The organism is Parasedimentitalea maritima (assembly GCF_005771405.1).
Lineage (GTDB): Bacteria > Pseudomonadota > Alphaproteobacteria > Rhodobacterales > Rhodobacteraceae > Parasedimentitalea > Parasedimentitalea maritima.
In genome coordinates, this window is sequence record NZ_VAUA01000003.1 from 248,027 (window position 1) to 273,464 (window position 25,438).

At 55.4% G+C, this 25,438-nt stretch carries 25 protein-coding genes and 1 riboswitch; of the genes, 8 read left to right on the forward strand and 17 right to left on the reverse strand.

Features of this window, described 5'->3' with window-relative positions; all coding sequences use genetic code 11:
• Positions 1-19 precede the first annotated feature (19 nt).
• The 3 genes from FEE96_RS07460 to metZ form a co-directional block, all read right to left on the reverse strand.
• A complete protein-coding gene (locus tag FEE96_RS07460) occupies positions 20-1,468 on the reverse strand; it encodes a TrkH family potassium uptake protein (protein WP_138162391.1) in 1,449 nt (482 codons plus the stop codon).
• 92 nt (positions 1,469-1,560) lie between these two features.
• Positions 1,561-2,664: a GTP cyclohydrolase FolE2 gene (gene folE2, locus FEE96_RS07465; protein WP_138162392.1), complete on the reverse strand. Its 1,104-nt coding sequence runs from the start codon at positions 2,662-2,664 to the stop codon at positions 1,561-1,563.
• Between the two features lie 261 nt (positions 2,665-2,925).
• The gene (gene metZ, locus FEE96_RS07470; RefSeq protein WP_138162393.1) at positions 2,926-4,116 is read right to left on the reverse strand and encodes an O-succinylhomoserine sulfhydrylase; all 1,191 of its coding nucleotides are present in this window, start codon (positions 4,114-4,116) and stop codon (positions 2,926-2,928) included.
• Positions 4,117-4,177: 61 nt separating this feature from the next.
• A riboswitch (SAM riboswitch) is annotated at positions 4,178-4,256 on the reverse strand.
• Between the two features lie 181 nt (positions 4,257-4,437).
• Here metZ and FEE96_RS07475 point away from each other — a divergent pair.
• Positions 4,438-5,136 (forward strand): glutathione S-transferase N-terminal domain-containing protein, encoded by a 699-nt coding sequence (locus tag FEE96_RS07475; RefSeq protein WP_138162394.1) that lies wholly within the window; start codon positions 4,438-4,440, stop codon positions 5,134-5,136.
• A 91-nt stretch (positions 5,137-5,227) separates the two neighbouring features.
• Here FEE96_RS07475 and FEE96_RS07480 read toward each other — a convergent pair whose 3' ends face one another.
• The 3 genes from FEE96_RS07480 to ftsY form a co-directional block, all read right to left on the reverse strand.
• Positions 5,228-5,845, reverse strand: a complete 618-nt coding sequence (locus FEE96_RS07480) for an inner membrane-spanning protein YciB (RefSeq protein WP_138162395.1) — start codon at positions 5,843-5,845, stop codon at positions 5,228-5,230.
• A gap of 38 nt (positions 5,846-5,883) precedes the next feature.
• Positions 5,884-6,786 carry an EamA family transporter gene (locus tag FEE96_RS07485; protein WP_138162396.1) on the reverse strand — a complete coding sequence of 301 codons (903 nt, stop codon included), beginning with the start codon at positions 6,784-6,786 and terminating at the stop codon, positions 5,884-5,886.
• Positions 6,787-6,877: 91 nt separating this feature from the next.
• Complete coding sequence (ftsY, locus tag FEE96_RS07490; protein WP_138162397.1) at positions 6,878-7,942, reverse strand: signal recognition particle-docking protein FtsY; 1,065 nt, start codon at positions 7,940-7,942, stop codon at positions 6,878-6,880.
• A 308-nt stretch (positions 7,943-8,250) separates the two neighbouring features.
• Between ftsY and FEE96_RS07495 the strand changes: the two genes are divergently transcribed.
• Both FEE96_RS07495 and FEE96_RS07500 read left to right on the forward strand, forming a co-directional pair.
• The gene (locus FEE96_RS07495; protein ID WP_138162398.1) at positions 8,251-9,267 is read left to right on the forward strand and encodes an alkane 1-monooxygenase; all 1,017 of its coding nucleotides are present in this window, start codon (positions 8,251-8,253) and stop codon (positions 9,265-9,267) included.
• Positions 9,268-9,321: 54 nt separating this feature from the next.
• Entirely contained in the window at positions 9,322-9,699 is a 378-nt protein-coding gene (locus FEE96_RS07500) for a hypothetical protein (protein ID WP_425467302.1), read from the forward strand.
• A gap of 53 nt (positions 9,700-9,752) precedes the next feature.
• Here the strand turns inward: FEE96_RS07500 and xseA are convergent, their stop codons facing one another.
• Together xseA and FEE96_RS07510 are read right to left on the reverse strand one after the other, a co-directional pair.
• The gene (gene xseA, locus FEE96_RS07505; protein ID WP_138162612.1) at positions 9,753-11,186 is read right to left on the reverse strand and encodes an exodeoxyribonuclease VII large subunit; all 1,434 of its coding nucleotides are present in this window, start codon (positions 11,184-11,186) and stop codon (positions 9,753-9,755) included.
• A 216-nt stretch (positions 11,187-11,402) separates the two neighbouring features.
• Entirely contained in the window at positions 11,403-11,810 is a 408-nt protein-coding gene (locus FEE96_RS07510; protein WP_138162400.1) for a glycine-rich domain-containing protein, read from the reverse strand.
• Positions 11,811-11,974: 164 nt separating this feature from the next.
• On the opposite strand from FEE96_RS07510, the gene purD reads away from it, so the two are divergent.
• A complete protein-coding gene (gene purD, locus FEE96_RS07515; RefSeq protein ID WP_138162401.1) occupies positions 11,975-13,240 on the forward strand; it encodes a phosphoribosylamine--glycine ligase in 1,266 nt (421 codons plus the stop codon).
• A 726-nt stretch (positions 13,241-13,966) separates the two neighbouring features.
• Here purD and FEE96_RS07520 read toward each other — a convergent pair.
• The 3 genes from FEE96_RS07520 to FEE96_RS23435 all read right to left on the reverse strand — a co-directional run bounded on the left by FEE96_RS07520 (position 13,967) and on the right by FEE96_RS23435 (position 15,348).
• A complete protein-coding gene (locus FEE96_RS07520) occupies positions 13,967-14,731 on the reverse strand; it encodes a VCBS repeat-containing protein (RefSeq protein ID WP_246079345.1) in 765 nt (254 codons plus the stop codon).
• A 32-nt stretch (positions 14,732-14,763) separates the two neighbouring features.
• Entirely contained in the window at positions 14,764-15,087 is a 324-nt protein-coding gene (locus FEE96_RS07525) for a 2Fe-2S iron-sulfur cluster-binding protein (protein ID WP_138162403.1), read from the reverse strand.
• A gap of 117 nt (positions 15,088-15,204) precedes the next feature.
• Positions 15,205-15,348 carry a hypothetical protein gene (locus tag FEE96_RS23435; RefSeq protein ID WP_171021645.1) on the reverse strand — a complete coding sequence of 48 codons (144 nt, stop codon included), beginning with the start codon at positions 15,346-15,348 and terminating at the stop codon, positions 15,205-15,207.
• A 24-nt stretch (positions 15,349-15,372) separates the two neighbouring features.
• Between FEE96_RS23435 and FEE96_RS07530 the strand changes: the two genes are divergently transcribed.
• Positions 15,373-15,888, forward strand: a complete 516-nt coding sequence (locus FEE96_RS07530; protein WP_138162404.1) for a peptidoglycan-binding domain-containing protein — start codon at positions 15,373-15,375, stop codon at positions 15,886-15,888.
• Positions 15,889-15,916: 28 nt separating this feature from the next.
• Positions 15,917-16,585, forward strand: a complete 669-nt coding sequence (locus FEE96_RS07535) for a Crp/Fnr family transcriptional regulator (protein ID WP_138162405.1) — start codon at positions 15,917-15,919, stop codon at positions 16,583-16,585.
• A gap of 320 nt (positions 16,586-16,905) precedes the next feature.
• Here FEE96_RS07535 and FEE96_RS07540 read toward each other — a convergent pair whose 3' ends face one another.
• The 6 genes from FEE96_RS07540 to rpiA form a co-directional block, all read right to left on the reverse strand.
• Positions 16,906-18,438 (reverse strand): Do family serine endopeptidase, encoded by a 1,533-nt coding sequence (locus tag FEE96_RS07540; protein ID WP_138162406.1) that lies wholly within the window; start codon positions 18,436-18,438, stop codon positions 16,906-16,908.
• Positions 18,439-18,671: 233 nt separating this feature from the next.
• Positions 18,672-18,866, reverse strand: coding sequence for a DUF2065 domain-containing protein (locus tag FEE96_RS07545; protein WP_138162407.1), 195 nt, complete (start codon positions 18,864-18,866; stop codon positions 18,672-18,674).
• On the reverse strand, positions 18,866-19,744 hold the full coding sequence (gene hflC / locus FEE96_RS07550; RefSeq protein ID WP_138162408.1) for a protease modulator HflC: 879 nt from the start codon (positions 19,742-19,744) through the stop codon (positions 18,866-18,868). The genes FEE96_RS07545 and hflC overlap by 1 nt, the downstream gene beginning before the upstream one ends.
• Entirely contained in the window at positions 19,744-20,895 is a 1,152-nt protein-coding gene (gene hflK, locus FEE96_RS07555; RefSeq protein WP_138162409.1) for an FtsH protease activity modulator HflK, read from the reverse strand. The genes hflC and hflK overlap by 1 nt, the downstream gene beginning before the upstream one ends.
• A gap of 68 nt (positions 20,896-20,963) precedes the next feature.
• The gene (gor, locus tag FEE96_RS07560; RefSeq protein WP_138162410.1) at positions 20,964-22,322 is read right to left on the reverse strand and encodes a glutathione-disulfide reductase; all 1,359 of its coding nucleotides are present in this window, start codon (positions 22,320-22,322) and stop codon (positions 20,964-20,966) included.
• Between the two features lie 13 nt (positions 22,323-22,335).
• Positions 22,336-23,124 carry a ribose-5-phosphate isomerase RpiA gene (gene rpiA / locus FEE96_RS07565; RefSeq protein ID WP_138162411.1) on the reverse strand — a complete coding sequence of 263 codons (789 nt, stop codon included), beginning with the start codon at positions 23,122-23,124 and terminating at the stop codon, positions 22,336-22,338.
• Between the two features lie 198 nt (positions 23,125-23,322).
• On the opposite strand from rpiA, the gene FEE96_RS07570 reads away from it, so the two are divergent.
• Both FEE96_RS07570 and FEE96_RS07575 read left to right on the forward strand, forming a co-directional pair.
• Entirely contained in the window at positions 23,323-24,030 is a 708-nt protein-coding gene (locus FEE96_RS07570) for a glutathione S-transferase family protein (protein ID WP_138162412.1), read from the forward strand.
• The gene (locus tag FEE96_RS07575) at positions 24,030-25,403 is read left to right on the forward strand and encodes an L-serine ammonia-lyase (protein WP_138162413.1); all 1,374 of its coding nucleotides are present in this window, start codon (positions 24,030-24,032) and stop codon (positions 25,401-25,403) included. The genes FEE96_RS07570 and FEE96_RS07575 overlap by 1 nt, the downstream gene beginning before the upstream one ends.
• Positions 25,404-25,438: the final 35 nt, after the last annotated feature.

A 25,438-nucleotide genomic window follows, 5' to 3' on the forward strand; every position in this document is an offset into this window, starting at 1 on the left:
CGATAGTCCAGCGGGCCGGTCAGGCTCTCCAGAAACGGACAGTAAAAAGAACATAAACAGCCATCAATTCCAGCCGACCAATCAACATGGCGGCGATCAGGATCCATTTGGCTGCGTCGTTCAGGCCGCCAAAATTTCCCGCAGGTCCAATACGGTCGCCCAGACCCGGTCCAACATTGGCCACCGCAGTAGCCGCCCCTGATACTGCTGTAGTGAAATCCAGCCCCGTCAACGCCAGCGCCCAAGCAACAATGCCAATAGTGACAACGAAAAATACAAAGAATGAGATAACCGAGCTAAGCACATCGTTGCCAACTTTGCGACCTTCATAGCGTGGAATAAAAACACCATGAGGCGCACGAATTCTTTGGATCTGAACTTTGATCGAAGCAAACAGTAACTGATAGCGAAATATCTTTATCGAACAGGCCGTCGATCCAGCGCATCCGCCAACCAGACCGACGAAAAAGAACATCATGACTAGAAAACTGCCCCACTTCATATAGTCAACACTGGCGTATCCGGTGCCTGATATGATTGAAGTGATGTTGAACAGAGCCTCACGGACAGCTTGCTCAATGTGATGCGGGAAAACTGTTGTCAGGATCACTGATGTGACAGCGACCAGTACCGCAATGATCACTAGAAACACATGGATTTGGCTGTCCCGCAGCAGCGCCTTGCCCTGACCGTTCAGCAGTTGCACGTAGCGCACAAAAGGGAGCGCCGCGAGGATCATAAAAAACACTGCCGCATATTCAGCGGGTCCGGAAAAGGCACCAAACGACGCGTCATAATTGGAAAACCCACCCGTGGAGACGGTGGTCAACGCGTGCACCAATGCGTCGAAGAATACCATGCCCAAAGCCCCATAGACCAAGCCGCACAGCAACGTGAGTGCAATGTAGATCATTGATATCTGCCCAGCAATCTCCTGAGCGCGCGGCAGAATTTTACCCATGGTTTCAAATCCTTCGGATCGGAAAATTTGCATCCCCCCAACCCGAAGTTCCGGTAAAAAGACCATTGCCACCACAATGATGCCGATCCCTCCTAGCCATTGCAGAATGCCGCGCCATAACAGAATGCCGCGAGGTAGGTCGTCAAGGCCGGACAGAACGGTTGATCCTGTGGTGGTCATCCCAGACATAGCCTCAAAAAAGGCATCCACAAATCGTGCTTCTGTGGCCCCCAGGACAAATGGAAGCGCACCAAACAGCGGCAGGGCCAGCCAAACACCCGTGGTAAGCAAAAAGGTCTGCTGAATGGTCAGCCCTTCGCGCACCCCATTGGCGCAGCTCAACGCAATCAAGCCGCCAGCGAGCACCGTGAAAACAGCACTCTGTAGAAAAACCGGCCATTGGCCATGGTCGTCGTACAGGTCGACCAACAAAGGAAACAGCATGGTCGCGCCCAGAATGGCGACCAGCAAACCAATGACATATCCAACGGGGCGAAGATCCAACATAGCGCGCAGGGTTGGCGCCCAGCGCCCCAACTGTCAAGCAAAAGGCACCCTATTTGCAGCGGTTGGCACTCGTTACAAGTGGTCGAATGCGATCATCCACGATGGATCAATGTTGAAAACAACTTGGGGTCCAGACTGCGTGTTACAAAGCTGGGTCCCTGCGTCAGGACACTCACCGCGTCATGACTATGGAGGCTTTCCTGGTGGCTGGCGACAACCCTGAAATCGGCAATCCGAGGGTCCTGTTGCAAGGCTTCACAAAACAATCGCGCTGCATCCTCAACGAAGATCGGATTGGCTGCATTGAGCTCCGCAAAGGCCTGCTCATCCTCGCGCTTCACCATGACCTGGGTCTCGGTTGGGACCGCGCGCCGACAGTGATCAATCAGGTCTTCATACCACAGGCAATTGCTACCAGGTTTGACCTGCACCGAGATTCGCGCCACAGAGCGTTGTGAATGTGGCGTAGCCAGTTGCCCTCGGGCGGTGCGGGCATGTTCGCTGAGCTCCAGCGAACAGGGACAAGTCGACGAATAGACATAGTCCAGATGGATGATTTCCTCGCGCCGCCCATCATGGTCCACCAGTTCCAGCGCAATATCGTAGTATTGATACCCCGACAGGCCTGAACGTAGGCTATTGACCCGGGCAGGAAATGAAAAACGCATCTGGATACGCGCGTCTGGGCTGTCCAGATCGCTGAGGTAATCATCAAGCGCTGTCGCCATGACTTCAAAACTAAAGGTCCGATCCGCGTGCTTATAAAACGACCGCATGATGCGCGACATGTTGATGCCCTTCTTTTCCCCTTCAAGGCTGACTGTACCTGTGATTGAAGCCTCCAAGGTCAAATCGCCGCCGTCGCGGGTACGAAATCGGATAGGCAGTCGGAAGTTAGAAATGCCAACATGTTGGATCAACTGCCGTGCGCCCCGGATCAGACTGGCTGGGCCGTTTTGCAGGTCCGGTAATGTCGCACGATATTGCTCGTCTGATTTGAAGTTTTCCGGATAGTCGCGCGACAGATCTGGATAGTTCCCCAGTTCTTGTCCCGGCAGCAATCGCGCCACGGCTGGATCGAGCTGGGCAACTTCGGTCACGCTTGCCTTTGACGCCCAATTTCGCAGAACCTTCAGTGCTGCTTCAGCAGCATCCCGGTTCGGGGCCTCATCCGTGTCACGAGGGTGTATAGTCATCAGCCGGGCTTCCTTTGCTGTGCAGCTGCAGAGACGCTACAGACCAGTATTTTACCGATGTAACCAGGAAAATACAAAAGTGATCTCTCAAATGCGGCAGTTTTGTTGGCAAAGCTGCCGTACCGCATGTTCGGAAACAAAAAAAGGGGGCTGTCTGCCCCCTCTTGGCCTGACAGCCAATTCACCCCCGAGGATATTTTTGGCTAGATGAAGCCAGGACCAGGGTAGATAGAACATTCATTGACTTGACTGCCGGGAACATCAGCTCAGTGTCGTGTCCAGTGCCTGTCTTAGATCCGCAATCAAATCATCCGCATCTTCAAGGCCAACCGAGAAACGTACCAGTCCCGGCGTAATGCCCAGCTCATCTTTCAGCTCATCCGGAAGGCGTTGGTGTGTTGTCGTTGCAGGGTGCGTAGCAATGGACTTGGCATCGCCGAGATTGTTGGAAATAACCGCAATGGTCATCGCATTCAGGAACTTGAATGCCGCGTCTTTGCCATCCTTCAGATCCAGCGACAAAACCGTGCCTCCCTTGCCACCAAGCTGTCGCTGAACCAGCGCGTTCTGCGCATGACCCGGCAAGCCAGGGTAAAGGGTACGCACCAGTGCTGGGTGCCCTTCCAGCGCAGTTGCAATTTTCAACGCACTCTCCGCCTGCGCATTGACCCGTAGGGAAATGGTCTCAAGCCCTTTCAGCAACACCCATGCGTTAAATGGGCTGAGGGAGCCGCCGGTATGTTTCATGTAGGGTTCTAGCGTGCCACGGATAAAATCCTTGGTCCCCAACACCACCCCACCGAGTGCACGTCCCTGACCGTCTATGTGTTTGGTCGCGGAGTAAATCACCACATCTGCGCCCTGCGAAATGGCGTTGGAAAACACAGGCGTAGAAAACACATTGTCGACCACTACCGTTGCACCAACCCCATGAGCGATCTCTGCCACGGCTGCGACGTCAATCACTTCGAGAGTTGGGTTTGACATGGACTCGAAAAACACGGCCTTGGTATCCGGTCGCATGGCGGCGCGCCATTGGTCCAGATCGGTGCCATCAACAAAGGTGACCTCAACGCCAAAACGACCCAAGACACTTTCAAGAATGTAAAGACACGACCCGAACAACGCCTTGGCTGATACCACATGGTCGCCGGACTTAAGCATTGATGTCAACGCGCCGTTGACCGCTGCCATCCCCGATGCGGTGGCAAAGGCATCCTCGGCCCCTTCCAGTTCGGCAATGCGATCTTCGAACATCGCAACCGTTGGATTGCCATACCGTGCATAAATGAATTCATCCGGACCAGTTTCTATAAACCGCGCTTCGGCTTGCTCTGCACTGTCGTAGACAAACCCTTGGGTCAGGAAAATTGCTTCGCTGACTTCGTTGTACTGGCTACGCCGAGTGCCACCATGTACCATTTTGGTAGCTTTGTTCCAGTTCTCACTCATCACATGTCCTCCTGCGCCTGTCGCGCATAAAAAAACCCCAATTCGGCCAAGCGAAAAGGGGGTCCCTTACATCCTGACCTCTTTAGCGGGTGTGTTTAACGTGGCCCGCAATCCGGTAACAAATCGCCACGAGTTCTATCCCCCGCCCATACGACGCCAGTGTGCCCACGTCAAGTTTTCGGAGAACGGTAACCATACAAGAACTGTACGAAAGCAACAGTAGAGACCCACATCACGCATTTTTGCGCAGCAGCTGCCGCTCCCCTCTTGCCGTCAACGCGCAAAAGATCAAGATCGCAATCAGCCAATTAGGGGGAAATCATGCAACAGCCGATACAGCTGTATTACTGGCCAACACCAAATGGATGGAAAATCTCCATCGCGCTCGAAGAAATGGGCCTGCCCTATGATCTGAACCTGATCAACATCTCCAAAGGAGATCAGTTTGCTCCTGATTTTCTGAAAATTGCGCCAAACAACCGAATGCCAGCAATCACCGACCCTGATGGCCCGGACGGTGCCCCCATCTCACTGTTTGAGAGCGGCGCTATCCTGATGTATTTGGCCCGAAAAACCGGACGGTTCTATGGTGAGGATGAACGAACCAAGCTGTCGGTAGATCAATGGTTGATGTGGCAAATGGGCGGAGTTGGACCAATGGCAGGTCAGGCACACCATTTTTTGAAGTATGCGCCCAAAATGGATCCCCCCCAGGACATCCCTTATGCCAAGGACCGCTATCGGGCAGAAGTTGCCCGGTTGTATGGGGTACTAGACCGACAGTTGGCCGGGAATGAATATGTGGCAGGCGACGACTATAGCATTGCTGATATGGCGATTTGGCCCTGGGCATCACTCTGGGAAGGGCAACAGCAATCCCTGAAGGACAAACCCCACCTTACTCGCTGGCTAGACTTGGTTGGCAAACGACCGGCAGTGGTTGCAGGTCACGCTTTGGCCCTCGAATTGCGCACTGGCTCGCAAAGCAAAACGGCACAAGATCTATTGTTCAAACGATAGCGGCAGCCTGCAGCGCACCATAGGTGCGCTGCTTGGCCCAAGGCTTATGGGTCACATCTGTGATGTGGCACCAAAGCGCGGGAGTTTTTGACTATTCGGCGGCATCCGGTGTGTCTTCGCTCTCTTCGCCGTATTTTTGGAATAATGCACTTTGGGACATGAAGAAGATAAAGACCCCGGCTGTCAGGCCAAATGTTTTGAAATAGACCCAGTTGTCAGTGCTCTGCGTGCGCCAGATCAACTCGTTCAATAGGGCCAGCCCCAAAAAGAACCCGCACAGGCGACGGGTCAGGATCATCCAACCTTCTTGCTGCATCGGCAGAACCTCCTCCATCACCACCTTCAGATAGCTCTTGCCCCGTAGCAGGCCAAAACCCAACATACCGCCAAACAACAAGTAGATAATTGTCGGCTTCATTTTGAAAAATCGTTCATCGTTGAACCAGACCGACAAGCTGCCAAATACAATTACCAGAACCAAGGTGGCGATTTGCATTTTTGACAAATGGCCTGTGAGTTTCCACAGGATGCCTGACGAAAGAACCATCAATGGAATGAAGGCCGCCGTGACAATGATAAAACCCTGATAGTCGTTTCCTGCGATGGTAAAACTACTATCTCGCAACTTCAGGTAGCCGATAAAGAACAGCACGATTGGCCCCATCTCCAGCACCATCTTCAAAGTTGGATTGATCTTTGCTTTGGCCATTGCCTGTCCTTTTATTCCATTCAGCGGGGCGGGCCGCCTTATCCGCCCATTTCCACTATCACGGCGCCCAGCGCGATCAAAGCCATCAGCGCAATTCTGCGGGGCCCTACGGTCTCTTTTAGCACCAGCCAGCCAATCAGCGCTGCAAACACTGTTGAGGTTTCACGCAGCACTGCAGCCTCACCAACCTTGTCGAGACGTGTTGCCAGCATCACCGCACCAAAAGACATAAAGGCCACTATTCCGCCGAAGAACCCGCGCAGCATTAGCGGACCTGGTGTTGGCCGATCAGCCATTCTGCGCCACCGCAGGAACGCAAAGACCGGCAACGCCGCGCCGTCTATCATGAAAAACCAGGCGAGAAAGGTGAACGGATCAGCCGTGGCTCGAATACCATATGCATCGTAGGTGGTGTAAAGTGCTACAAACAACCCGGTAATCCCGGCGAGGGTTAAAGCAATGACCAGAGTATCGCGATTGGTTTCAAGATAGCGCAGGTTATACGCTGCGAGGCCGAAAATACCTACCAATAGCACCAGAACGCCCGACCACTGGGTCAAAGTGAAGGTTTCACTAAACAGAAAATAGGCCCCGATCACCGTAAACAATGGGCCAGTTCCGCGCACGACCGGATAGACCACTGTATAGGAGCCTTTGGTATAAGCCAGCGCCTGCAAGGTTTTATACAGGATATGAATAACCCAGACCGCTGCAAAAATGGGCCACATATGCGGTTCGGGCCAAGGCACCACAAACAAAGCAAAAGGCGCCGCCATCAAGCAATAGGAAAAATCAATCGCCCCGCGTGACAACCATGGATCATGGCGGCCTTTTTGCAGCGCCCCAAACACCGCATGCAGCACAGCGGCCATCAAGGCGAGCATCAACGCCGCTTGATGGCCTGCTTGTGTGCCTTCCAGGGAGATCAGCCAATCGCTCAAGTGATTACTTGCCTTATGTCAGGTTGATATCGCCGGGGGCTGTCTGCCCCCGGACCCCCGAGGATATTTGCAGCTAGATGAAGAGGCCGGGTCAGGTTTTGTCCAAGCCAGTCAACGCCGCCGCAAAGTCCTGCGGATCAAACGGGGCAAGATCGTCAATCTGCTCACCCACACCAATTGCGTGGATTGGAAGGCCGAATTTATCTGCCAGAGCCACCAGCACACCACCACGAGCCGTGCCATCCAATTTGGTCATCACCAAACCCGAAACATCCGAAATTTTTTGGAACACATCGACCTGATTCAACGCATTTTGGCCCGTGGTTGCATCCAGTACCAGCAATGTGTTGTGGGGAGCAGTGGGATCAACCTTACGGATCACCCGGACAATCTTGGCCAGCTCCTCCATCAGATCAGAGCGGTTTTGTAGCCTTCCCGCCGTGTCGATCATCAGCAGATCAGCCCCGTCGTCTTGCGCCTTGGTCAAGGCATCAAAGGCCAGAGAGGCCGGGTCAGAGCCTTCGGGGGCCGTAAGAACCGGAACACCGGCACGATCTCCCCAGACCTGCAACTGTTCCACAGCAGCAGCGCGAAAGGTGTCGCCTGCAGCAATCACCACCGATTTTCCGGCTGCCTTAAACTGGCTGGCCAGCTTACCAATTGTAGTGGTTTTACCCGAGCCGTTTACACCAACCACCAGCACCACTTGTGGACGCTTGGAGTAGATCGGCATCGGTTTAGCAACATTTTCCATAATGCGGGCAATTTCTGCCGCCAGAAGGTTTTTAATCTCACTGGATGACAGGCGTTTGCCAAAGCGGCCCTCGGCCATATTGGCGGTGACCCGTAGTGCGGTATCCACGCCCATGTCTGAACTAATCAGCAGCTCTTCGAGCTGTTCAAGCATGTCATCGTCCAGCACCCGTCGTGGCTCATCAATTTTTCGGCCGAGCAAGCGGCCAACCAAGCTCGGTGAGCTCGTTTCAGGAGCAGTCACCGCGGCAACATCTGGAGTGGTAACCGGCCCGGATGTCGACTCTGGTTCTGGTGTTGACACTGCAATTTCAGCCGCATCTTCGACAATAGCGTCCAACCCCTGTTCCAACTTCGAAGAAGACTTGAACAACCGGTCTTTTAACTTAGAGAAAAACGCCATCTTAGTCTCCGCAAAGGGTTTCACACCCACCTAATGCGGATTGGTGCCACATGCAAAGCGCCTCAGGCAAATGTTGCAAAAAACTCGACCGAAGTCGCCGAATAACAAAAATCGTGAACTTTTACTTCGAAGCAAAGCTTCAGTTTCTGTTGCCAGAGCCAGATTGCGGCTACGCGCTGTTATCAAAAGGGCCAGAGCAACCACCAATGGAGCTTTCCCGTTAACTGTGTCAATGCTTGCCCTGTTTGCTGGCTTAGGTCAAAGTTGTCTCCGCAAACCCCATCCCCGCGGAGAGTGAACCCCCTGTCATGAAATGGTTTTGCATCGCCAGCCTGTCGCCATTGGCCCTGATTGGAGCGGGTTGTTTTTGGGGCGGATATTGGTCGCTACTGGCGTTAATATACATGACTCTGCTGGTCTTCTTGTTGGACAGGATCGCGCGACAGATACCATCTTTCAAACTTGGTCCGCTAGCGGACCTGCTCTCCATTGCCTTGGCGCTGGGGCATCTCGCACTATTGCTGATCGGAATGCCTGCTGCCTTGCGTATGGGGTGGGAAGAAACATTGCCTGTGGTCTTGGCAATGGGATTGTTTATGGGACAAGTGTCACATCCCAATGCCCACGAATTGATCCATCACCCACGTCGCAGGATGCGGCGACTTGGGTCACTAATCTACACGACCATGTTGATCGGCCATCATGTGTCCGCACATCTGCGCGTGCACCATACGCAAGTGGCTACGAGTGACGATCCAAACACCGCCCGCCGTGGAGAAGGGTTTTACCGCTTTCTCCTGCGTGCTTGGCTTGGGTCCTTCCGCGCCGGACTACGCGCAGACAATAGGGCCCGGACACGCAAATCAGTGCCCCCTACAGCATGGAGCCACCCTTATGTCGGATATTGTGGTGGCGCATCCTTTGCACTGATACTGGCCACAGTTGCTGGCGGTGCGCCCCTGTTGGTTTTGTTTCTGCTGCTGACTGGCTACGCTCAGGTCCAAATTTTTCTGGCAGATTACGTCCAGCACTACGGCTTGCAGCGTGCCATGACAGAATCGGGGCGGGTGGAACCCGTTGGGCCGGGGCATTCCTGGAACGCTCCCCACTGGTACTCCTCAGCAATGATGCTGAATGCGCCGCGCCATTCAGACCACCACTTGCACCCCCAACGGCGCTACCCGGAGCTAGAATTGCGCAGGGATATGCCGGTGCTGCCCTACGCCCTTCCGGTGATGGCGGCCATCGCGCTGTTGCCACCCTTGTGGCGCAGAGTGATGGCACGGCGTTTGGCGCGGTTGGAAAAAACCGACACCGTGGCCTGAAGAGGCAATTTCTGACACTATTGGTCCATGCGCGTTATTTTAATGATTCCCCTGATGTTCTCCCTGTTGCATCCAGCACCGCTGACTGCTGGCGAACAGCTCACCGGCGAGACCTTTGATCGCTACACCCTTGGGCGCACTTTGTATTATGGGTTTGAGGGCACAATCTATGGCGTGGAACGTTATCTGCCAGATCGTCAGGTGCTGTGGTCATTTCTCGATGGCCGATGCCAAAAAGGCCACTGGTACGAAGACGCCGATCAGATCTGTTTTGTCTATGAAGACAACAATACGCCTCAATGCTGGAGATTTGCACTGGAACCAGAGGGCCTGATCGCGCAATTCGAAAGTGACCCACGTGCTACGGAGCTCTACGAAGTAGAGGATCTGGATGAGGATATGCTGTGTTACGGACCAGAAGTCGGCGTCTGAGATCAAGGCCGGGATTTGAGTATTTTTAGCAAAAAGAAATTGCGCTCAAATAGTTAGTCCCCGGCTCCGCCCAGTTTGATCGTTCCATCAGAAAACTCAATCTCAAGCGCCGAAGCCCTGGCCGCTGTTGTTTTGCTTGTGATCAACTGGCCTGCGTCCCGTACCACCGCATATCCCCGATCCAGCGTTGCCCGATAACTAAGGATTTCCAACTGTCGGCCTGCGGCGTCTAGCTGCTGTCGGGTTTTTTCAATCCGTTGTCGATGGATGCTATCGAGTTGCTTGGAAAGATGTTCCAGGCGTTCTTTGTGCAGGGCTAATTTCTGCGAAGTCGTGCGCAGGTTTAGTTGTGACGACAGACTGATCAACTTGTCGCGCCGTCTGGCCACCAGTTGCTGCAACGCCTGCGGGCGCAACCCGGCGGATTTCTGAGTGAGCTGCACCCGACGGTTTTGGACGCCGCGAATCAAGGCGTTGGGCAATTTATCGGACAGAATATCCAGCTTTTGGCGCGGGTCATCCAATAGCCGCTCTGGCTTGGGCAAGGCGCGCGACATATCTTTGAGCCGTTGTTTGCGTTGCTGCACTGATTGGCCAACGGCGTGCGTCATGCGGGCGCCCTGCTCGCCAGTCCAGGCCAGTAGTTCCAACCGCACCGGCACCGCCAGTTCCGCCGCCGCCGTCGGGGTTGGCGCGCGTTGGTCGGACACAAAATCGATCAGGGTGGTGTCAGTTTCATGGCCCACTGCTGAAATCAACGGAATTCCCGATGCCGCGACCGCACGGGCGACGATTTCTTCGTTGAATCCCCAAAGGTCCTCAACCGAGCCGCCACCGCGGGCGACAATGATCAGATCCGGACGCGGCAAGGCCCCACCGGGGGTGAATGCGTTGAAGCCGTTGATGGCGTTGGCGACCTCTGCTGCGCAGTTTTTACCTTGGACAGCCACAGGCCAGACCAGCACCTTGCGCGGGAAACGGTCGCGCAGCCGGTGCAGGATATCGCGGATCACCGCGCCGGATGGCGATGTTACCACGCCAATGAAGCGCGGCAGGTATGGAAGCGGCTGTTTGCGTTCGGGCGCAAACAACCCCTCTGCCTCCAGCTGTTTCTTGCGCTTCTCCAGCAGTGCCATCAGCGCGCCCTGCCCGGCGACCGAGACTTCCTCGACGTTCATGTTGTATTTCGATTGGGCTCCAAAGGCGGTCAGGCGACCTGTGACAATCACCTCCAGCCCTTCTTCAGGCACCACGGCCAGTTTTGACACCTGACCTTTCCAGGTGGTGCAAGCCAGAACGGAACGGTCATCTTTGACGTCGTAATACAAATGGCCCGAGCGCGCTGTGAACACCCGGCCTACTTCGCCGCGCACCCGAATCCGGCCAAAGGTGCCTTCGAGCGTGCGCTTCACCTCACCCGACAGCTCGGAAACTGTGAATTCGGGGGTGTTCTGACCCTGGGTTGGGTCGTCAAACAGATCTGACACTGGGATGGTTCTCGGTTCGGTTATTCTTGTTCTACAGGTCAGCGCAGCATAGTGGCAGGTTTGGGCAAGGCCAATCCCCATCAGGCAGTCAATCTCCGCCGCAACCGGAATCACCGCTGCAACTGCTATCTTCGGTCCAAACGCCCCCTTCAGAACCTGAAGAGCGAGACCCTTTTGAACTAAGCAACGAAGGAAAAGCCAAGGGAACTGTGATAATTAGAGCAAACAGATAGACCCCTTTCCAAAATCCAATAGTTGCAGAAACCACTGCAACCGTACCAATTTTTCCCAGTATTTTTTGGTATTTCGCCGCTTTCTGGGCCAAAACGATTTAGGTGGAAATTTGCCAAATTCACGCTGGTAACGCATCAGTGTCTTTGCATAGTCATCGGATTCAAGAAAACCTACCGAGCCGGGAATGTGATGTAGCTTTCGGCCCAGCACATCGGGGCAAAATCGCTCCCAGTAGTCTTCGGTCAGGATCAGATGTGCATGCCAAACTTCATCGACCTTTTGGGACGGTACCATTTCACCGGGTGCAACCATACACAGATAGATAAACCGGCGATATTCAGTAATGGCCGCTGCCACAGTCTCGGGACTGACCTTGATAGTGTTCTTCAAGTAGCTCTCAAAGCTCGTCCCATCCTGAAGATCGGAAAATTCATACCGTCTAATTTTTTTCCATAATTTGGGCTTGGTTAAATGCGCCATAAAATAATGCCACTCTTGCCTGTTTCGCCGTCAGCCTCTAGACCGCGCGCAAAGCTTAGCATTTGGAGAGCACGATGAATATCCTTATCCTCGGCAGCGGTGGGCGCGAACATGCGCTGGCCTGGGCAGTGATGCAGAACCCCAAATGTGACAAGCTGATCGTCGCACCCGGCAATGCGGGCATCGCGCAGATCGCCACCTGCGCCGATTTGGACATCAACCACGGCGGCGCTGTGGTCACCTTTGTCGAAGAAAACGCCATCGACTTTGTCATCGTTGGCCCCGAGGCCCCACTGGCCGCAGGTGTATCCGACCGGCTGCGCGATGCAGGCCTGCTGGTGTTCGGCCCGTCCGAGGCAGCTGCCAAGCTGGAGGCCTCCAAAGCCTTTACCAAGGAAATCTGCGCCGCCGTGAAGGCGCCAACCGCAGGCTATGGCCATTTCACTGATGCTGAGGCCGCCAAGAACTACATCCGCCAGCAAGGCGCACCGATTGTGGTCAAGGCTGATGGTCTGGCCGCTGGCAAAGGCGTGATCATGGCCTTTGACGAAGCCACTGCACTGGAGGCCATCGACGATATGTTCGGCGGGGCCTTTGGCGAGGCCGGCGCCGAGGTGGTGATCGAGGAATTCATGGAGGGCGAGGAAGCCTCGCTGTTCGTGCTGGTTGATGGCACCAACATCCTGTCGATGGGATCCGCCCAGGACCACAAGCGCGTTGGCGAAGGCGACACCGGTCTGAACACCGGCGGCATGGGTGCCTACTCTCCAGCCCCAGTGCTCAGCGCCGCGATCGAAGCCAAGGCAATGGCAGAGATCATCAAGCCCACCATGGAAGAGATGGCCCGCTGTGGCGCGCCCTATCAGGGCATTCTCTACGCTGGTCTGATGATCAAAGACGGTCAACCGCGTCTGGTGGAATACAACGTGCGCTTTGGAGATCCGGAATGTCAGGTACTGATGATGCGTCTGGGCGCCCAGGCGATGGATCTGATGCACGCCGCCGCTGAGGGCCGTTTGCATCAGGCACAGGTGAACTGGGCCGATGACCACGCCATCACCGTTGTCATGGCTGCCAAGGGCTATCCCGGATCATACGAAAAAGGCACCGAGATCAAGGGTCTCGACGCCCAGATCGAGGATGGCCACAATATGGTCTTCCACGCCGGCACCAAAGCGCAAGATGGAAAAGTGCTGGCCACTGGCGGCCGGGTGCTGAACGTCACCGCCCGTGGCGATACCCTGCAAGAGGCCCGCGACCGCGCCTATGCCGCTGCAGATGCGATTGACTGGCCAGGTGGATTTATGCGCCGCGACATCGGCTGGCGCGCATTGAAGTAAAGCTGAAAGGCGTTGCCGCCTGCCCTATCTGGCGGGCGGCGACATAACCGGCAAGCTGGGTGTGATTACATGTTCGGATCCGTGCTTTCTCAGGAATGTGTCATGAGCAACCCGATCTCGGTAACCCACGAGTCACCCCAACTCCAAGCTCTCCCGCCCGTCGGCTGGCATCTATCGATGCCGCCTCCCGTTGGGCCCTGCGCCGCTGCGCGGCATAGGAGTTATGGGCTAACACCCTCAAACTTCCAGCTTTGGATATTCAGTTAAAAGCCTACCGATTTCCGGAATGCCACTGAAAGGGAAAGAACAAATCGCACCTTCTAACGAATAGAAAATCGCTTTGTAATCCGCGTCATATGAGCAATCACACGGCAGTGCCGATTGTTTTTCGCGACTATAGAACTTGCAAATCATTGGCCATGTTTCTTGCGACAATGTAATCCACATGGACCGCCTTACATCCGCCTAAGAGATAATCGGATAAACCGCAGTATCTTGGCGTAAATAGACGACTTTTAGCTCTGGTTTCCTGTTTACCACCAACCAAACAACTATAGCCGAAGGCAAGGGAGTTTCACTCCATGTCCAGCCCCATAGTCGACACCAGAATTTTTGAATGCTCAAAATCATGCATCACCAAAATAAAATTCGAATTAAGCAAGATCATCTTACCCCAAGGCAAAATAGTCTATTTGAAAAGACGAGAAACGCATTCTCCGCTAGTCCTCACCGACACTCCAACACCCGATCCATGCTCGCCCGCCCTGAAAACGCCCCAACATCCAGGCTGCTGATCGCACCACCCTTCAGCTTCGACGCCACAATCCGCGACCAAGCGGCATCCACCGTCACCACCTCAGGCCCATCGCCACAATCACGAATACCGGATGTGATGAAATCCTCGCCAATGCGATGGTTGGTCAGCCCGGTCTTGCTGGCGACCTCAACCAGTTCCCCATCCCGCAGGCTCCAGATCCGCAATGTCTTGGCTAAATGGGGTCGGTCAATATAGGCCACTTCGGGCCAGCCGTCACCATCCAGATCGGCCGAGCCAATTGGGGCAAGCCAGCGGTGTGAGCGGCCAATGAATGGTGTCGCCGCATACAACCCAGCCTCATCATATAGCGATAGCCGCGCGCCTTGGCTCAGACTGCTCTCCACCACCATGACCAGTGTTGGCCCATCATCGCCCGCGATGATACGCGGTTCCAGATCTTCGAACACATGGGTTTCTGGCAGGCGAATGATCAGCCTGTAAGTCTGGCTGCTTTCACATTGCCAGCTGGCGTCGACTTCAAGTGACAACGCACCCCATTCGACATCATCACCCAATATGGCGTGATCATACCGGGTGGTCGGTTCACTGAACCAGGCATCGACAATAACATCCGGCGGCGTGGCCTGCGCCGCACCGGCGACGCAGATCCCGCCTAGCCACAGGCGCAACGTCGGCGCCGCGCGGCGGCAGGAACCGGGCCAAAGGCGGGACATCAAACGCCGCGCCATTGGACCCGAGCAAAACATCAGATCTGTTTTTCCGGCATTTTGACAACCAGACCGTCCAGCGCATCGGTGACCTTTATTTGACAGGTCAGACGCGAGAGGGCGGGATCAGGCTCAAAGGCAAAATCAAGCATGTCCTCTTCCATGTCGTCCTTGGCCGGGACTTTCTCCACCCAGGCTGGATCCACATAGACGTGGCAGGTGGAACAGGCACAGGCGCCGCCACAATCTGCTTCGATGCCTGGGATATTATTGTCGCGCGCACCTTCCATCACGGTGAGCCCATTGGCCACCTCGACGATGTGTTCTGTGCCGTTGTGCTCGACATAGGTAATTTTTGCCATAATCAGGTCTTCCCCTTTCGGTACTCGAGCGCCTGTGTAGCCAAGCCCCCCATTCAGCGCCAGACCCATTTACGACACGGATTGGTTGAAGCAGGATATTTATCGCCTGTGTTCCACTTATGTCCCGGTCAATCTTTCGCGGCGCATATGATCTGGTGCCACCAACCAGCCCCCCATAAGAGGATCTGCTGCAATCACCAGAACAGGTCGCCTTTGCGCCGCCGCCAGAACTAAGCTAGTCTGCGCCAAATCGCCCGGCATATCCGCCGCCAGAGGCCAACGAGCATGACGTCGACGACCAGCCCCTTTCTCCTGACCGCTCTGCTGTCGGGTCTTCTCAGCGCTTGCACGCCACTTGGCGATGGCAACGGCGTCGTCACTCGCGCCGGGCAGAATTCCCCTCCAGGCGCTGCACCGGGTAGTTGCTGGGGCAAACACGTCACCCCCGCTATTATTGAAACCGTCACCCACCAGGTGATGTTGCAACCGGCCGAAGTGCTGGCAGATGGCACCGTCATCCAACCCGCCATATTCAAAACCGAAACCCGGCAGGACATCGTCCGCCCACGCCGTGAAATCTGGTTTGAATCCCCCTGCCCCGAAGAGCTCACGCCTGAATTCATCGCCTCGGTACAACGTGCCCTAACAGCGCGCGACCTGTACCGAGGCCCGATCAACGGCGACATGGATCGCATGACCCGTGCCGCAATACGCCGCTATCAGGAAAGCCAGGGGCTAGATAGCAATCTGTTGTCCCTAGCAGCAGCGCGCAAACTGGGCCTGGTTGCTATCGAAAGCTAACCACAGGACGCGAAACGGAGACTTACGAATGCCACGTGACCAACTGCCGCAAACCGGTTTCCTGTCTGGGATTTCCGAAGGCCTAAAACAAATGCTGGAAAGTCAGGCTACTGAGGTCAAGCTGGCGCCCGGCGAGGTCTTGTTCGAGCAGGGCGATGCGGGCGACGCTCTGTTTGCCATTACCAGCGGTGCGTTGGAATTCTCCATTCTTTCCGCAGCAGGGCGCAAACTGTCCCTCGATATCATGCGAACCGGCGCTGTATTTGGTGAGATCGCGCTGTTTGATCCAGGTGAGCGCACCGCCACCGCCACTGCGATGGAAGCCAGCCGCGTGTTGCGCTTGCGAAATCGCGACGTGCTCTCGCAGATTTTGCGCCACCCCGAGCTGGCAGGAGACCTGTTGCGACTGGCTGGACAGCGGATGCGTTGGATGGGCAATCAATACAACGAGCAGGTTTTTCTGGCGATGCCGGTTCGGTTGGCTCGTAAATTGCTGCACCTGACATCGGAAACCCGGGGCGGCAGGCTGGCGTTATCGCAAGCCGAACTCGCAGAATTCATCGGCGCCACCCGCGAGGCAGTCTCTAAGACCCTGGCCGCCTGGAAGCGTGGCGGAGTGATCGAAATCAGCCGTGGAGGGGTGGTCATCCTGGATCGTGCTGCCCTGCATGGTTTGGCGGAACCTGAACTGATTTAGATTGACCTCAACCACTCCCTACTCTCACGTTTTCATCAGTGACACACAACTGGTGATCACGCCCTAAACACTGATGCAGTTGCGAAAAAGGTCACTGTTTCCAGGTTTTTTGAAACTCTTGTGATCTGGGTCACAGATCCCAAGGGGGCGGTGCTGCATACAGAGACCACGGCGGGTCATGCCAGTTCCATCCCATTGATCCGTCGACCCTTAGAAGAGCCATGTGCCCCCGCGCATGGCTCTTTGTTTTGCCAGGTCAACGCAACAGCAAAAGGCCGGGCACCCGGCCCGGCCTCCTACACGCAATCAATTTGGCTGGCTTAGTCGCCAAGGTTCAGCGCAACAAACCGGGGCTGACCACCGCGACGCACCAATAGCAACAGCGACTTACGCCCCGCCTCTTTTGCCTCGGCAATACGGTCCTCAAAATCATCAAGCGCAGTCACTTTCTGCTGGCCGGCCTCAGTGATGATATCGCCACCACGCAAACCTTTTTCCCAGGCTTCCGAAGCTTCATCTACCGACAGGATGACCACCCCATCTGACCCTTCTGGAGCACTTAGTTCGCCACGCATTTCATCAGTCAACGTTCCGATGGTAAGGCCCAAAAGCTCCTTTTCAGCAGCTTCTGGTGCCGCATCTTCTTTAGGGGGTGTCAATCCGGCGCTGCGTTCGGCATCCTCTCGCCGCCCCAGCGTAACCAAAAGAGTTTCAGTACCGCCTTCACGGTGAACAACAACCCGGACGGCCTTGCCCACCTGCGTCGCGCCAACCTGACGGACCAATGCGCGGGTGTCTTCAACCTCGACGCCATCAAATGTCAGGATAACATCTCCAGCCAACATTCCGGCCTCCTTAGCAGGACCTTCAGGCACATCAGTAATCAGTGCGCCAGCAGCACTGGCCAGACCAATGGCATCTGCCAGATCTTCGTCCACGTCCTGAATTCGAACGCCCAGCCAACCACGACGGGTTTCTCCAAATTCCTTCAGCTGATCAACAACTTTGGTCACCACATTCGACGCCATCGAGAACCCGATTCCGATCGAGCCACCATTGGGCGACAGAATTGCAGTGTTTACACCAACGACCTCACCATCCATGTTGAACAGCGGTCCACCTGAATTGCCCCGGTTGATCGCCGCATCGGTCTGAATGTAGTCATCATACGACCCGCTCAGCTCGCGGTTCCGCGCTGAAACGATCCCGGCCGAAACCGAAAACCCCTGTCCCAGCGGGTTGCCCATGGCCACCACCCAGTCGCCAACCAATGCGCTGTCACTGTCACCAAAGCTAACGAAAGCCAGAGGCATTTCAGCTTCAACTTTGAGAAGCGCAATGTCGGTCTTCTCATCTGTGCCAATTACTTTGGCTGGCAGCAGCTCTTTCGGCTGGCCATCCCCTGGAAAGAACTCGATCTCGATCTCATCGGCATCAGCAATCACGTGGTTGTTGGTGACAATGTAGCCGTCCTCGGAGATGACAAACCCTGAACCCAAAGCCGAAGAGCGGCGTGGTCTGCGATTTTCGCCATCACCATTGCCGTTGCCTTCGCCATTGCGATCCTGAAACTCACGGAAAAAATCTTCAAACGGTGACCCTTCGGGGACAATGCCCTGTGGTCCAGTTCTGCCTTCAATCACCGTGGTTGTGGTGATGTTGACCACTGCCGGGCTGATTTTCTGGGCCAACGGCGCGAGGCTCTCGGGTCGTGCCTGGGCCACCAGCGCCTGGGCCAGAACCATCACAGTGGTGACCAGCGCCAGCCACATCAGCCGGGGGGCAGCGGCCAATCTGTCTTGGCTGATTGAAATTGATTTTGCCTGAGGCTGCACGGAACTACTCCTTATCATTGTTGCCTTCCTCCTACGCATCAAAGCGACAGGGCCAGTTTTGCGACCCGGGGAGGCATGAGCAACAATGTAGTCACTTCCACGCTTGCCGCAATAAATGTTGCACGCTTTCAAAATGAAGTGAGAACTCTTTACGGCTTATCCCGGGGTTCAGTTGGAAATATGCGCTAAAATCCGCCCATAACCAGCAACTCGCGTAGATATATGAAACCGCAGAGGCGTTTTACACTGCGCTACGCCCCCAATTGGTGCGCGATCCACAGCAGGATCACTCCCAAAACGATTGCCAAGGCCCCAACCCGGCGGCGTTCATCCAATGCCAGTTGCCGCATCATTTCTAGCAACCGTTCAACAAGCAAAGGGGCCAGCACATAGGCCAGCCCCTCCACTATTAACACCAGCCCAAGGGCCAGAAAGATCATTGCCATCAGTTGGCTGCAGCACCAGTCGAGGACTTCAGATAGTTGAAGAACTCAGAATCCGGCGACAGCACCATCGAGGAATTTCCTTCCAGCATCGAGCTGCGATAGGCAGACAGCGTCCGGTAGAACTCGAAGAACTCGATGTCCTTGCCATAAGCCTCAGCAAAAATCGCGTTGCGTCGGGCATCTGCCTGACCGCGAATGATCTCTGCTTCACGCTCAGCCTCAGACACCAGTTCGACCTGTGTACGGTCGGCTTGGGCCCGAACCCGCTGCGCGGCTTCCTTACCACGGGCAATTTCATCTGCCGCTTCACGCTCACGCTCGGCCCGCATCCGGGCAAAGGTCGCTTCAAGGTTGGCCTGTGGCAAATCGGTGCGCTTTAGCCGCACATCGATCACTTCCAGACCCAGTCCACGCGCTTGAGTAATGGCGCTATTGCGGATGCGCAGCATCAACACAGCCCGATCAGATGACAGGATGTCGTTGGAGCTAACCGAACCGAGAACCTCACGGATTTCTGCGCGCAAGATCGAATCAAGCCGGTTTTCCGCGACCGCGATACCACCAGCACCCACCGCTTGGCGGAACTGACGAACATCGGCAATACGGTATCGGGCAAAGGCATCAACCACCAAACGGCGATCATCCAATGGAGTGATCTCCAGCGGGCCAACTTCACGGCTCAGGATGCGGTCATCATAGGTGACAACTTCCTGAATCAGTGGAATTTTAAACGCTAAACCGGGATCTTCTTTGACCGAAACAACCCGACCAAACTGAAGTACCAGCGCTTTTTCGCGCTCGTCCACGATGAACAGTGCCGACAGCATTGCAACAACTGCAAGTACAATGACAGGCAGGAGAAATGTAGTTTTCCGCATTAGTTGCCCTCCGTCCGGCGTAATTCATTCAGCGGCAGATAAGGCACTACGCCCTGACCACCACCACCAGCGGTATCATCAAGAATGACCTTGTCGACGCGGCTCAGAACCTCTTCCATGGTCTCAAGATACAGTCGCTTTCGCGTCACTTCTGGAGCCTTGGCATATTCTTCCAAAACGGCAGTGAAACGACTGGCTTCACCTTCAGCTTCGTTCACCACCTGGGCGCGATACCCTTCGGCTTCTTCCAGCGTCTGAGCGGACGAACCACGGGCTCCAGCCAGAACCTGGTTGGCATAGGCATCCGCTTGTTTTTCCAACCGGTCACGTTCCTGACCTGCTGACTGTACAGCACGGAAAGCATCCTTAACTGGCTCAGGTGGATCAGCACCGTCAAAGTTAACCCGGATAATATCGACGCCACTGTCATAACTGTCGAGTGTTGATTGGATCAGCTCTTGCAGTCGGTCCGAGATGATGCCCCGGTCACGGTTCAGGATTGGCGCCAGTTCAGACTGCGCGATAATTTCACGCATGGCTGATTCAGACACCGCCTGAATTGTCTGCTTTGGGTCGCGCAGGTTAAACAGGAAGCTTGCCGGGTCGTTGATATTCCAGACAACCTGAAAATCCACGTCGATGATGTTTTCATCACCGGTCAGCATCAAACCAGCATCTCCGCCACGTGCGCCTGCGCCAATGGTTTCTGTTTGTTCAACCTTAACCGGGATCACCTCGGCACTGACCAAAGGCCAAGGTGCGAAGTTCAGGCCTGGTTCACCCGTGGCATAATATTCACCCAAAAACAGCTCAACCGACTGTTCTTCAGGTTTGACAGTATAAAAACTGGTCGCAAGCCACACACCAACAGCAATAACTGCGCCCAGTCCTACGGTGCCTTTGGTGAGCTGTGGGCCACTACTGCCGCCGCCGCGATTACCGCCGCCTTTGCCACCGTTACCGCCGCCGCCCATAAGCACACGCAGCTGTTCCTGGCCTTTTTTCACCAGCTCGTCGATCTCAGGGATCTGAGGGCCGTCATCGTCGGGACGTTTGCCGCCACCGTTGTTGCCACCGTCATTATTACCCTTATTGCCTCCGCCACCGGAAGAGCCTCCGCCCCCCCAGGGGCCACCACTATTGCCCGACATTTGTGTCCTATCCCTATCTCATCGCGAAACGCGACATTTGTGCTAACCTGTGGTCCGAGCGCTAAATTTCAAGCGCTGCGCACAGGTGTTTTCATTGTTACCAATTCTTCGGACATGGTCGGATGCACCGCCACTGTCCGGTCGAAATCTTCCTTGGTGGCGCCCATTTTGACCGCAATGCCCGCCAGCTGGATCATTTCACCCGCGCCTGGTGCCACAATGTGACAACCCAGAACCTTGCGACTGGCCTTACTAACCACCAGTTTCATCAAAACACGTTGCGCGCGGCCTGCAAAGGCCTGTTGCATGGGTTTAAAGCTGGTCGAGTAGACATCGATCGGTTCTTGCTCGGCTGCATCTTCTTCACTTAACCCAACGGTACCCATTTCGGGTTGGGTAAAGATGGCCGTTGGGATCAGCTCGTGATCCGGTTTCGTGGGGTTGCCTTTGAACACGGTCTCAACAAAGGCCATGCCTTCGCGGATCGCAACTGGTGTCAGATTGACCCGGTCGGTCACATCCCCAATGGCAAAAACTGATGGCACCCCAGTCTGACTGTAGTCATCAACCAGAATCTCACCCTTGCGGCCACGCTCTATGCCCAGCGCCTCTAGCCCCAGATCATCGGCATTGGGTGCCCGCCCAGTAGCAAACATCACATGATCAAACAGACGCTCTTCACCATTCGTCGCTTTGACCCAGATCTGATCGCCTTCTTTGCGCATTTCCAGCACATTGGTGCCGAGATGAACGTCAATGCCTGCCTGGCACATTTCTTCACAGACCAGCCCGCGCGCTTCGTCGTCGAACCCGCGAAGAATTTGCGCCCCACGGTAAAACTGCGTGGTCTTGACGCCCAAGCCATTCATAATGCCGGCAAATTCACTGGCGATGTAGCCACCGCCAACAATCAGCATAGTTTTGGGCAGGGTTTCCAGATGGAAAATCTCGTTCGAGGTGATTGCCAGCTCGGCACCAGGAATGTCTGGTTTGACCGGATGCCCCCCTGTCGCGATCAGGATGTGTTTGGCAGTTTTGCGTGTCCCATCTGACAGCTCAACCGTGTGAGCATCCACCAGTTTGGCGCGCGCATCAAAGCTCTCGACACCATTATTCTTCAGGATGTTGCGATAGATACCTTCCAACCGGTCCAGTTCAGCATGCATCTTGCCGCGAAAGTGACCCCAATTGAAGGCACCGGCCTTGATGTCCCATCCATAGGCCTGCGCATCGCCAACCATGTCAGCGTATTCGCTTGCAAACACCATCAGTTTCTTGGGCACGCAGCCCCGGATCACACAGGTGCCGCCATACCGGTCTTCCTCTGCCAGCGCCACCTTGGCGCCGGTGTCACCCGCAGCAACCCGCGCAGCCCGAACACCGCCGGACCCGCCACCGATAACAAAAAGATCGTAATCAAAGCTCATGGTCGTCTATCCCTTAATCCGCCAGATCGGTGAACAGATTGTCGCTCTCGACAAAATCCAACCGATCGTGCTCAACAGTGCCTTCATTGATGTCGCGAACCTCGACCTTACCATCGCCATAGCCGATCACGACGGTGTCACAGATATCAATGAACAATCCATTTTCAACCACACCCGGGATCTGGTTCATCACCAGAGCCAACTGTCTAGGGTTGCCAATGCGTTGCAAATGCAGGTCCAGAATGTGGTTGCCTTCATCCGTGATCGCAGGCCTGTCCCCGTTCATGCGCAGGGTCGCCGAGCGGCCCAAAACATCCATGGAAATAAGGGTTTCTTCGATCAGCGCATGGGTGGTCTGCCATCCAAAGGGAATGACCTCTACCGGCAGAGGAAATGCACCCAGCGTTTCGACCTCTTTGCCAACATCAGCGATCACCACCATTTGATCAGAGGCTGTCGCCACAATCTTCTCTTGCAGCAGGGCCGCACCGCCGCCCTTGATCAGGTTCAAATCGCCGTCAAACTCATCCGCGCCATCAATGGTCAGATCCAGCCATTTGGCCTCGTCCAGCGAAATCACCTCGATACCAACTTCACGCGCCAGCTCAGCAGTGCGGGTTGATGTTGGTACACCTTTGAATTTCAGCCCCTCATCGCGGACCATTTCGCCAAGACAACGGACCAGCCATGCGGCGGTTGAACCAGTGCCCAATCCAACCCGCATTCCGTCCTCGACAAAATCAGCTGCACGCTTTGCGGCAACAAACTTTGCCTTGTCGATAGGCGACAGTTCTCCGGTCATGACGGTGACTCCGTAGGGACGTTTGCAGGCGTTATAAGCAAAGCAGGCCAAGGTTGCGAGCGACAATTCACAAGAGTGTTTAACGCGTTGATGACAGCCCCCCACAGATCCGCTAAATAGGCAGGAATTACGTGTTTCCTATTGGAAACGTCGGAAACAGGCACCTGTTCTGCCCTTATGTTAACTAGGACCATGGCTATGACATCGTGCTATCGCCTCCATTACGCCCCTGACAATGCCTCGCTGATCATTCGGCTGGCGCTGGAGGAGCTTGGCCTGCGCTACAAAACTGTGCTGGTCGATCGCAGTATCAGCGAACAGCGCAGCGACGCATATCGTGCTCTAAACCCAAATGGTTTGATCCCGGTTCTGGAAACTACAGAGGGACCGATATTCGAGACTGCCGCAATTTTACTTTGGCTGTCGGACCGTCACCAGGCACTGGCCCCCGATGTTGGCAGTAAACAGCGTGGCGACTTCCTGAAATGGATGTTTTTCACATCAAACACCCTGCACGCTGATCTGCGCATGTTGTTTTATCCCGAAACCTACATCGGTCCGGACGCAACCCAGCAGAAAGCCCTGCGCAAAACACTGCGTCAGCGGCTGCACAGACATCTGACCAATGTGGAAGCCGCAGCAGCCCAACGCCCGGACTGGCTCGGAGCAAAAGAGCCATCCGTGTTAGATCTCTATCTGGCTTGCCAGCTGCGCTGGATGGCGCTCTACCCGGCTGGCTGCGACCGCAGTTGGTTTGTGTTGGCCCAGTATCCGCACCTGTATTCCCTTTGCGCCGAGCTCGAGCTACGTGCCTCGGTCACTGTTGCCCGGACTGCCGAAGGTCTTGGCGCGACCCCGTTCACCAGCCCTACACCTGCCACCCCCCCAGAAGGCTCTGCAACCTGATGTTCCTCTCTGTTTTTGATATGTTCAAAGTGGGCATCGGCCCATCATCTTCGCACACTATGGGCCCCATGGTGGCAGCAGCGCGCTTTCTGGACCTGATGCGCGCCTCGCCGTTTGACTTCCACGGGGTAAAGGCTTCGCTGCACGGCTCACTGGCCTTCACCGGCGTCGGCCATGCCACCGACCGCGCTACGATTCTTGGACTGGCCGGGTTCTTACCCGACACTTATGACGATGCCAAAGCCGAGGCTGCATTGGCCGACATTCACGCCACCCAAACCGTAAGTCCCGAAGGTTTGGGGTCGCTGCGGTTCAATCCAACGTCCGACATGGCGTTTGACTATGACCATGCCTTGGAAGGGCATGCCAATGGTATGATCCTGATGGCAACGGATGCACAGGGTGATGTGACTCTGAAACAGATCTACTATTCTGTTGGTGGAGGCTTTGTCCTGACCGAAGAAGAGCTGGCTGATGGCAAAGATACCGACGAAGGCGCGCCAGTCCCGTTCCCGTTCCACTCTGCTGCCGAGATGCTGCAAATGGCCAAATCCAGCGGCAAGACCATAGCGGGCATGAAACGCGCCAACGAGATATCGCGCGGCTGCGAGCAAAGCCTGGCCAAGGGAACTGCGCGTCTGTGGCAAGTGATGAACGCCTGTATTGAACGCGGGTTGGTGCGGGATGGCATTCTGCCCGGTGGGCTGAAGGTGCGCCGCCGAGCCAAGGGTATTCATGATGCTCTGGTTGCCGAACGAGGACTAAACCTGACGGCACCGCATACCATCAATGATTGGATGAGCGTCTACGCCATGGCCGTGAACGAGGAAAACGCCGCCGGTGGTCAAGTGGTGACCGCACCAACCAACGGCGCAGCCGGAGTGCTGCCCGCCACGTTGCGTTACTATCTGGACCATGTTCCCGGTGCCTCTCCCAGCCATGTTGAGGATTTTCTGCTGACAGCAGCCGCGATTGGTGGCTTGGTGAAATACAATGCCTCTATTTCAGGCGCCGAAGCGGGTTGTCAGGCAGAGGTCGGATCTGCTGCAGCCATGTCAGCAGCGGGCCTTTGCGCTGTCATGGGCGGCACTCCAGAGCAGGTTGAAAACGCGGCGGAAATCGCCTTGGAGCATCACCTTGGTATGACCTGCGATCCGGTAAAGGGGCTGGTACAGGTGCCCTGTATCGAGCGCAACGGACTGGGTGCGATCAAAGCCGTGTCCGCAGCTTCGCTGGCGTTACGTGGTGACGGCCAGCACTTTGTACCGCTGGACTCGGTGATCGAAACTATGCGACAGACTGGCCAGGATATGCATGAGAAATACAAGGAAACATCACTTGGCGGTCTTGCGGTTAATGTGCCCAATTGTTGAATCGCCCTTGGCAAAATTCAACCAAAGCTTGCATT

What these genes read in the sequence shown, in the direction of transcription:
- FEE96_RS07570 (WP_138162412.1), top strand. Translation starts at nt 23,323, where the DNA reads ATGACATCGTGCTATCGCCTCCATTACGCCCCTGACAATGCCTCGCTG.
- FEE96_RS07495 (WP_138162398.1), top strand. Translation starts at nt 8,251, where the DNA reads ATGAAATGGTTTTGCATCGCCAGCCTGTCGCCATTGGCCCTGATTGGA.
- FEE96_RS07545 (WP_138162407.1), bottom strand. Translation starts at nt 18,866, where the DNA reads ATGGCAATGATCTTTCTGGCCCTTGGGCTGGTGTTAATAGTGGAGGGG.
- FEE96_RS07500 (WP_425467302.1), top strand. Translation starts at nt 9,322, where the DNA reads ATGTTCTCCCTGTTGCATCCAGCACCGCTGACTGCTGGCGAACAGCTC.
- FEE96_RS07535 (WP_138162405.1), top strand. Translation starts at nt 15,917, where the DNA reads ATGCCACGTGACCAACTGCCGCAAACCGGTTTCCTGTCTGGGATTTCC.
- metZ (WP_138162393.1), bottom strand. Translation starts at nt 4,116, where the DNA reads ATGAGTGAGAACTGGAACAAAGCTACCAAAATGGTACATGGTGGCACT.
- FEE96_RS07540 (WP_138162406.1), bottom strand. Translation starts at nt 18,438, where the DNA reads ATGATAAGGAGTAGTTCCGTGCAGCCTCAGGCAAAATCAATTTCAATC.
- FEE96_RS07520 (WP_246079345.1), bottom strand. Translation starts at nt 14,731, where the DNA reads ATGTCCCGCCTTTGGCCCGGTTCCTGCCGCCGCGCGGCGCCGACGTTG.
- gor (WP_138162410.1), bottom strand. Translation starts at nt 22,322, where the DNA reads ATGAGCTTTGATTACGATCTTTTTGTTATCGGTGGCGGGTCCGGCGGT.
- folE2 (WP_138162392.1), bottom strand. Translation starts at nt 2,664, where the DNA reads ATGACTATACACCCTCGTGACACGGATGAGGCCCCGAACCGGGATGCT.
- hflK (WP_138162409.1), bottom strand. Translation starts at nt 20,895, where the DNA reads ATGTCGGGCAATAGTGGTGGCCCCTGGGGGGGCGGAGGCTCTTCCGGT.
- FEE96_RS07575 (WP_138162413.1), top strand. Translation starts at nt 24,030, where the DNA reads ATGTTCCTCTCTGTTTTTGATATGTTCAAAGTGGGCATCGGCCCATCA.
- rpiA (WP_138162411.1), bottom strand. Translation starts at nt 23,124, where the DNA reads ATGACCGGAGAACTGTCGCCTATCGACAAGGCAAAGTTTGTTGCCGCA.
- FEE96_RS07460 (WP_138162391.1), bottom strand. Translation starts at nt 1,468, where the DNA reads ATGTTGGATCTTCGCCCCGTTGGATATGTCATTGGTTTGCTGGTCGCC.
- hflC (WP_138162408.1), bottom strand. Translation starts at nt 19,744, where the DNA reads ATGCGGAAAACTACATTTCTCCTGCCTGTCATTGTACTTGCAGTTGTT.
- ftsY (WP_138162397.1), bottom strand. Translation starts at nt 7,942, where the DNA reads ATGGCGTTTTTCTCTAAGTTAAAAGACCGGTTGTTCAAGTCTTCTTCG.
- FEE96_RS07530 (WP_138162404.1), top strand. Translation starts at nt 15,373, where the DNA reads ATGACGTCGACGACCAGCCCCTTTCTCCTGACCGCTCTGCTGTCGGGT.
- FEE96_RS23435 (WP_171021645.1), bottom strand. Translation starts at nt 15,348, where the DNA reads ATGCCGGGCGATTTGGCGCAGACTAGCTTAGTTCTGGCGGCGGCGCAA.
- FEE96_RS07525 (WP_138162403.1), bottom strand. Translation starts at nt 15,087, where the DNA reads ATGGCAAAAATTACCTATGTCGAGCACAACGGCACAGAACACATCGTC.
- FEE96_RS07480 (WP_138162395.1), bottom strand. Translation starts at nt 5,845, where the DNA reads ATGGCCAAAGCAAAGATCAATCCAACTTTGAAGATGGTGCTGGAGATG.
- purD (WP_138162401.1), top strand. Translation starts at nt 11,975, where the DNA reads ATGAATATCCTTATCCTCGGCAGCGGTGGGCGCGAACATGCGCTGGCC.
- FEE96_RS07475 (WP_138162394.1), top strand. Translation starts at nt 4,438, where the DNA reads ATGCAACAGCCGATACAGCTGTATTACTGGCCAACACCAAATGGATGG.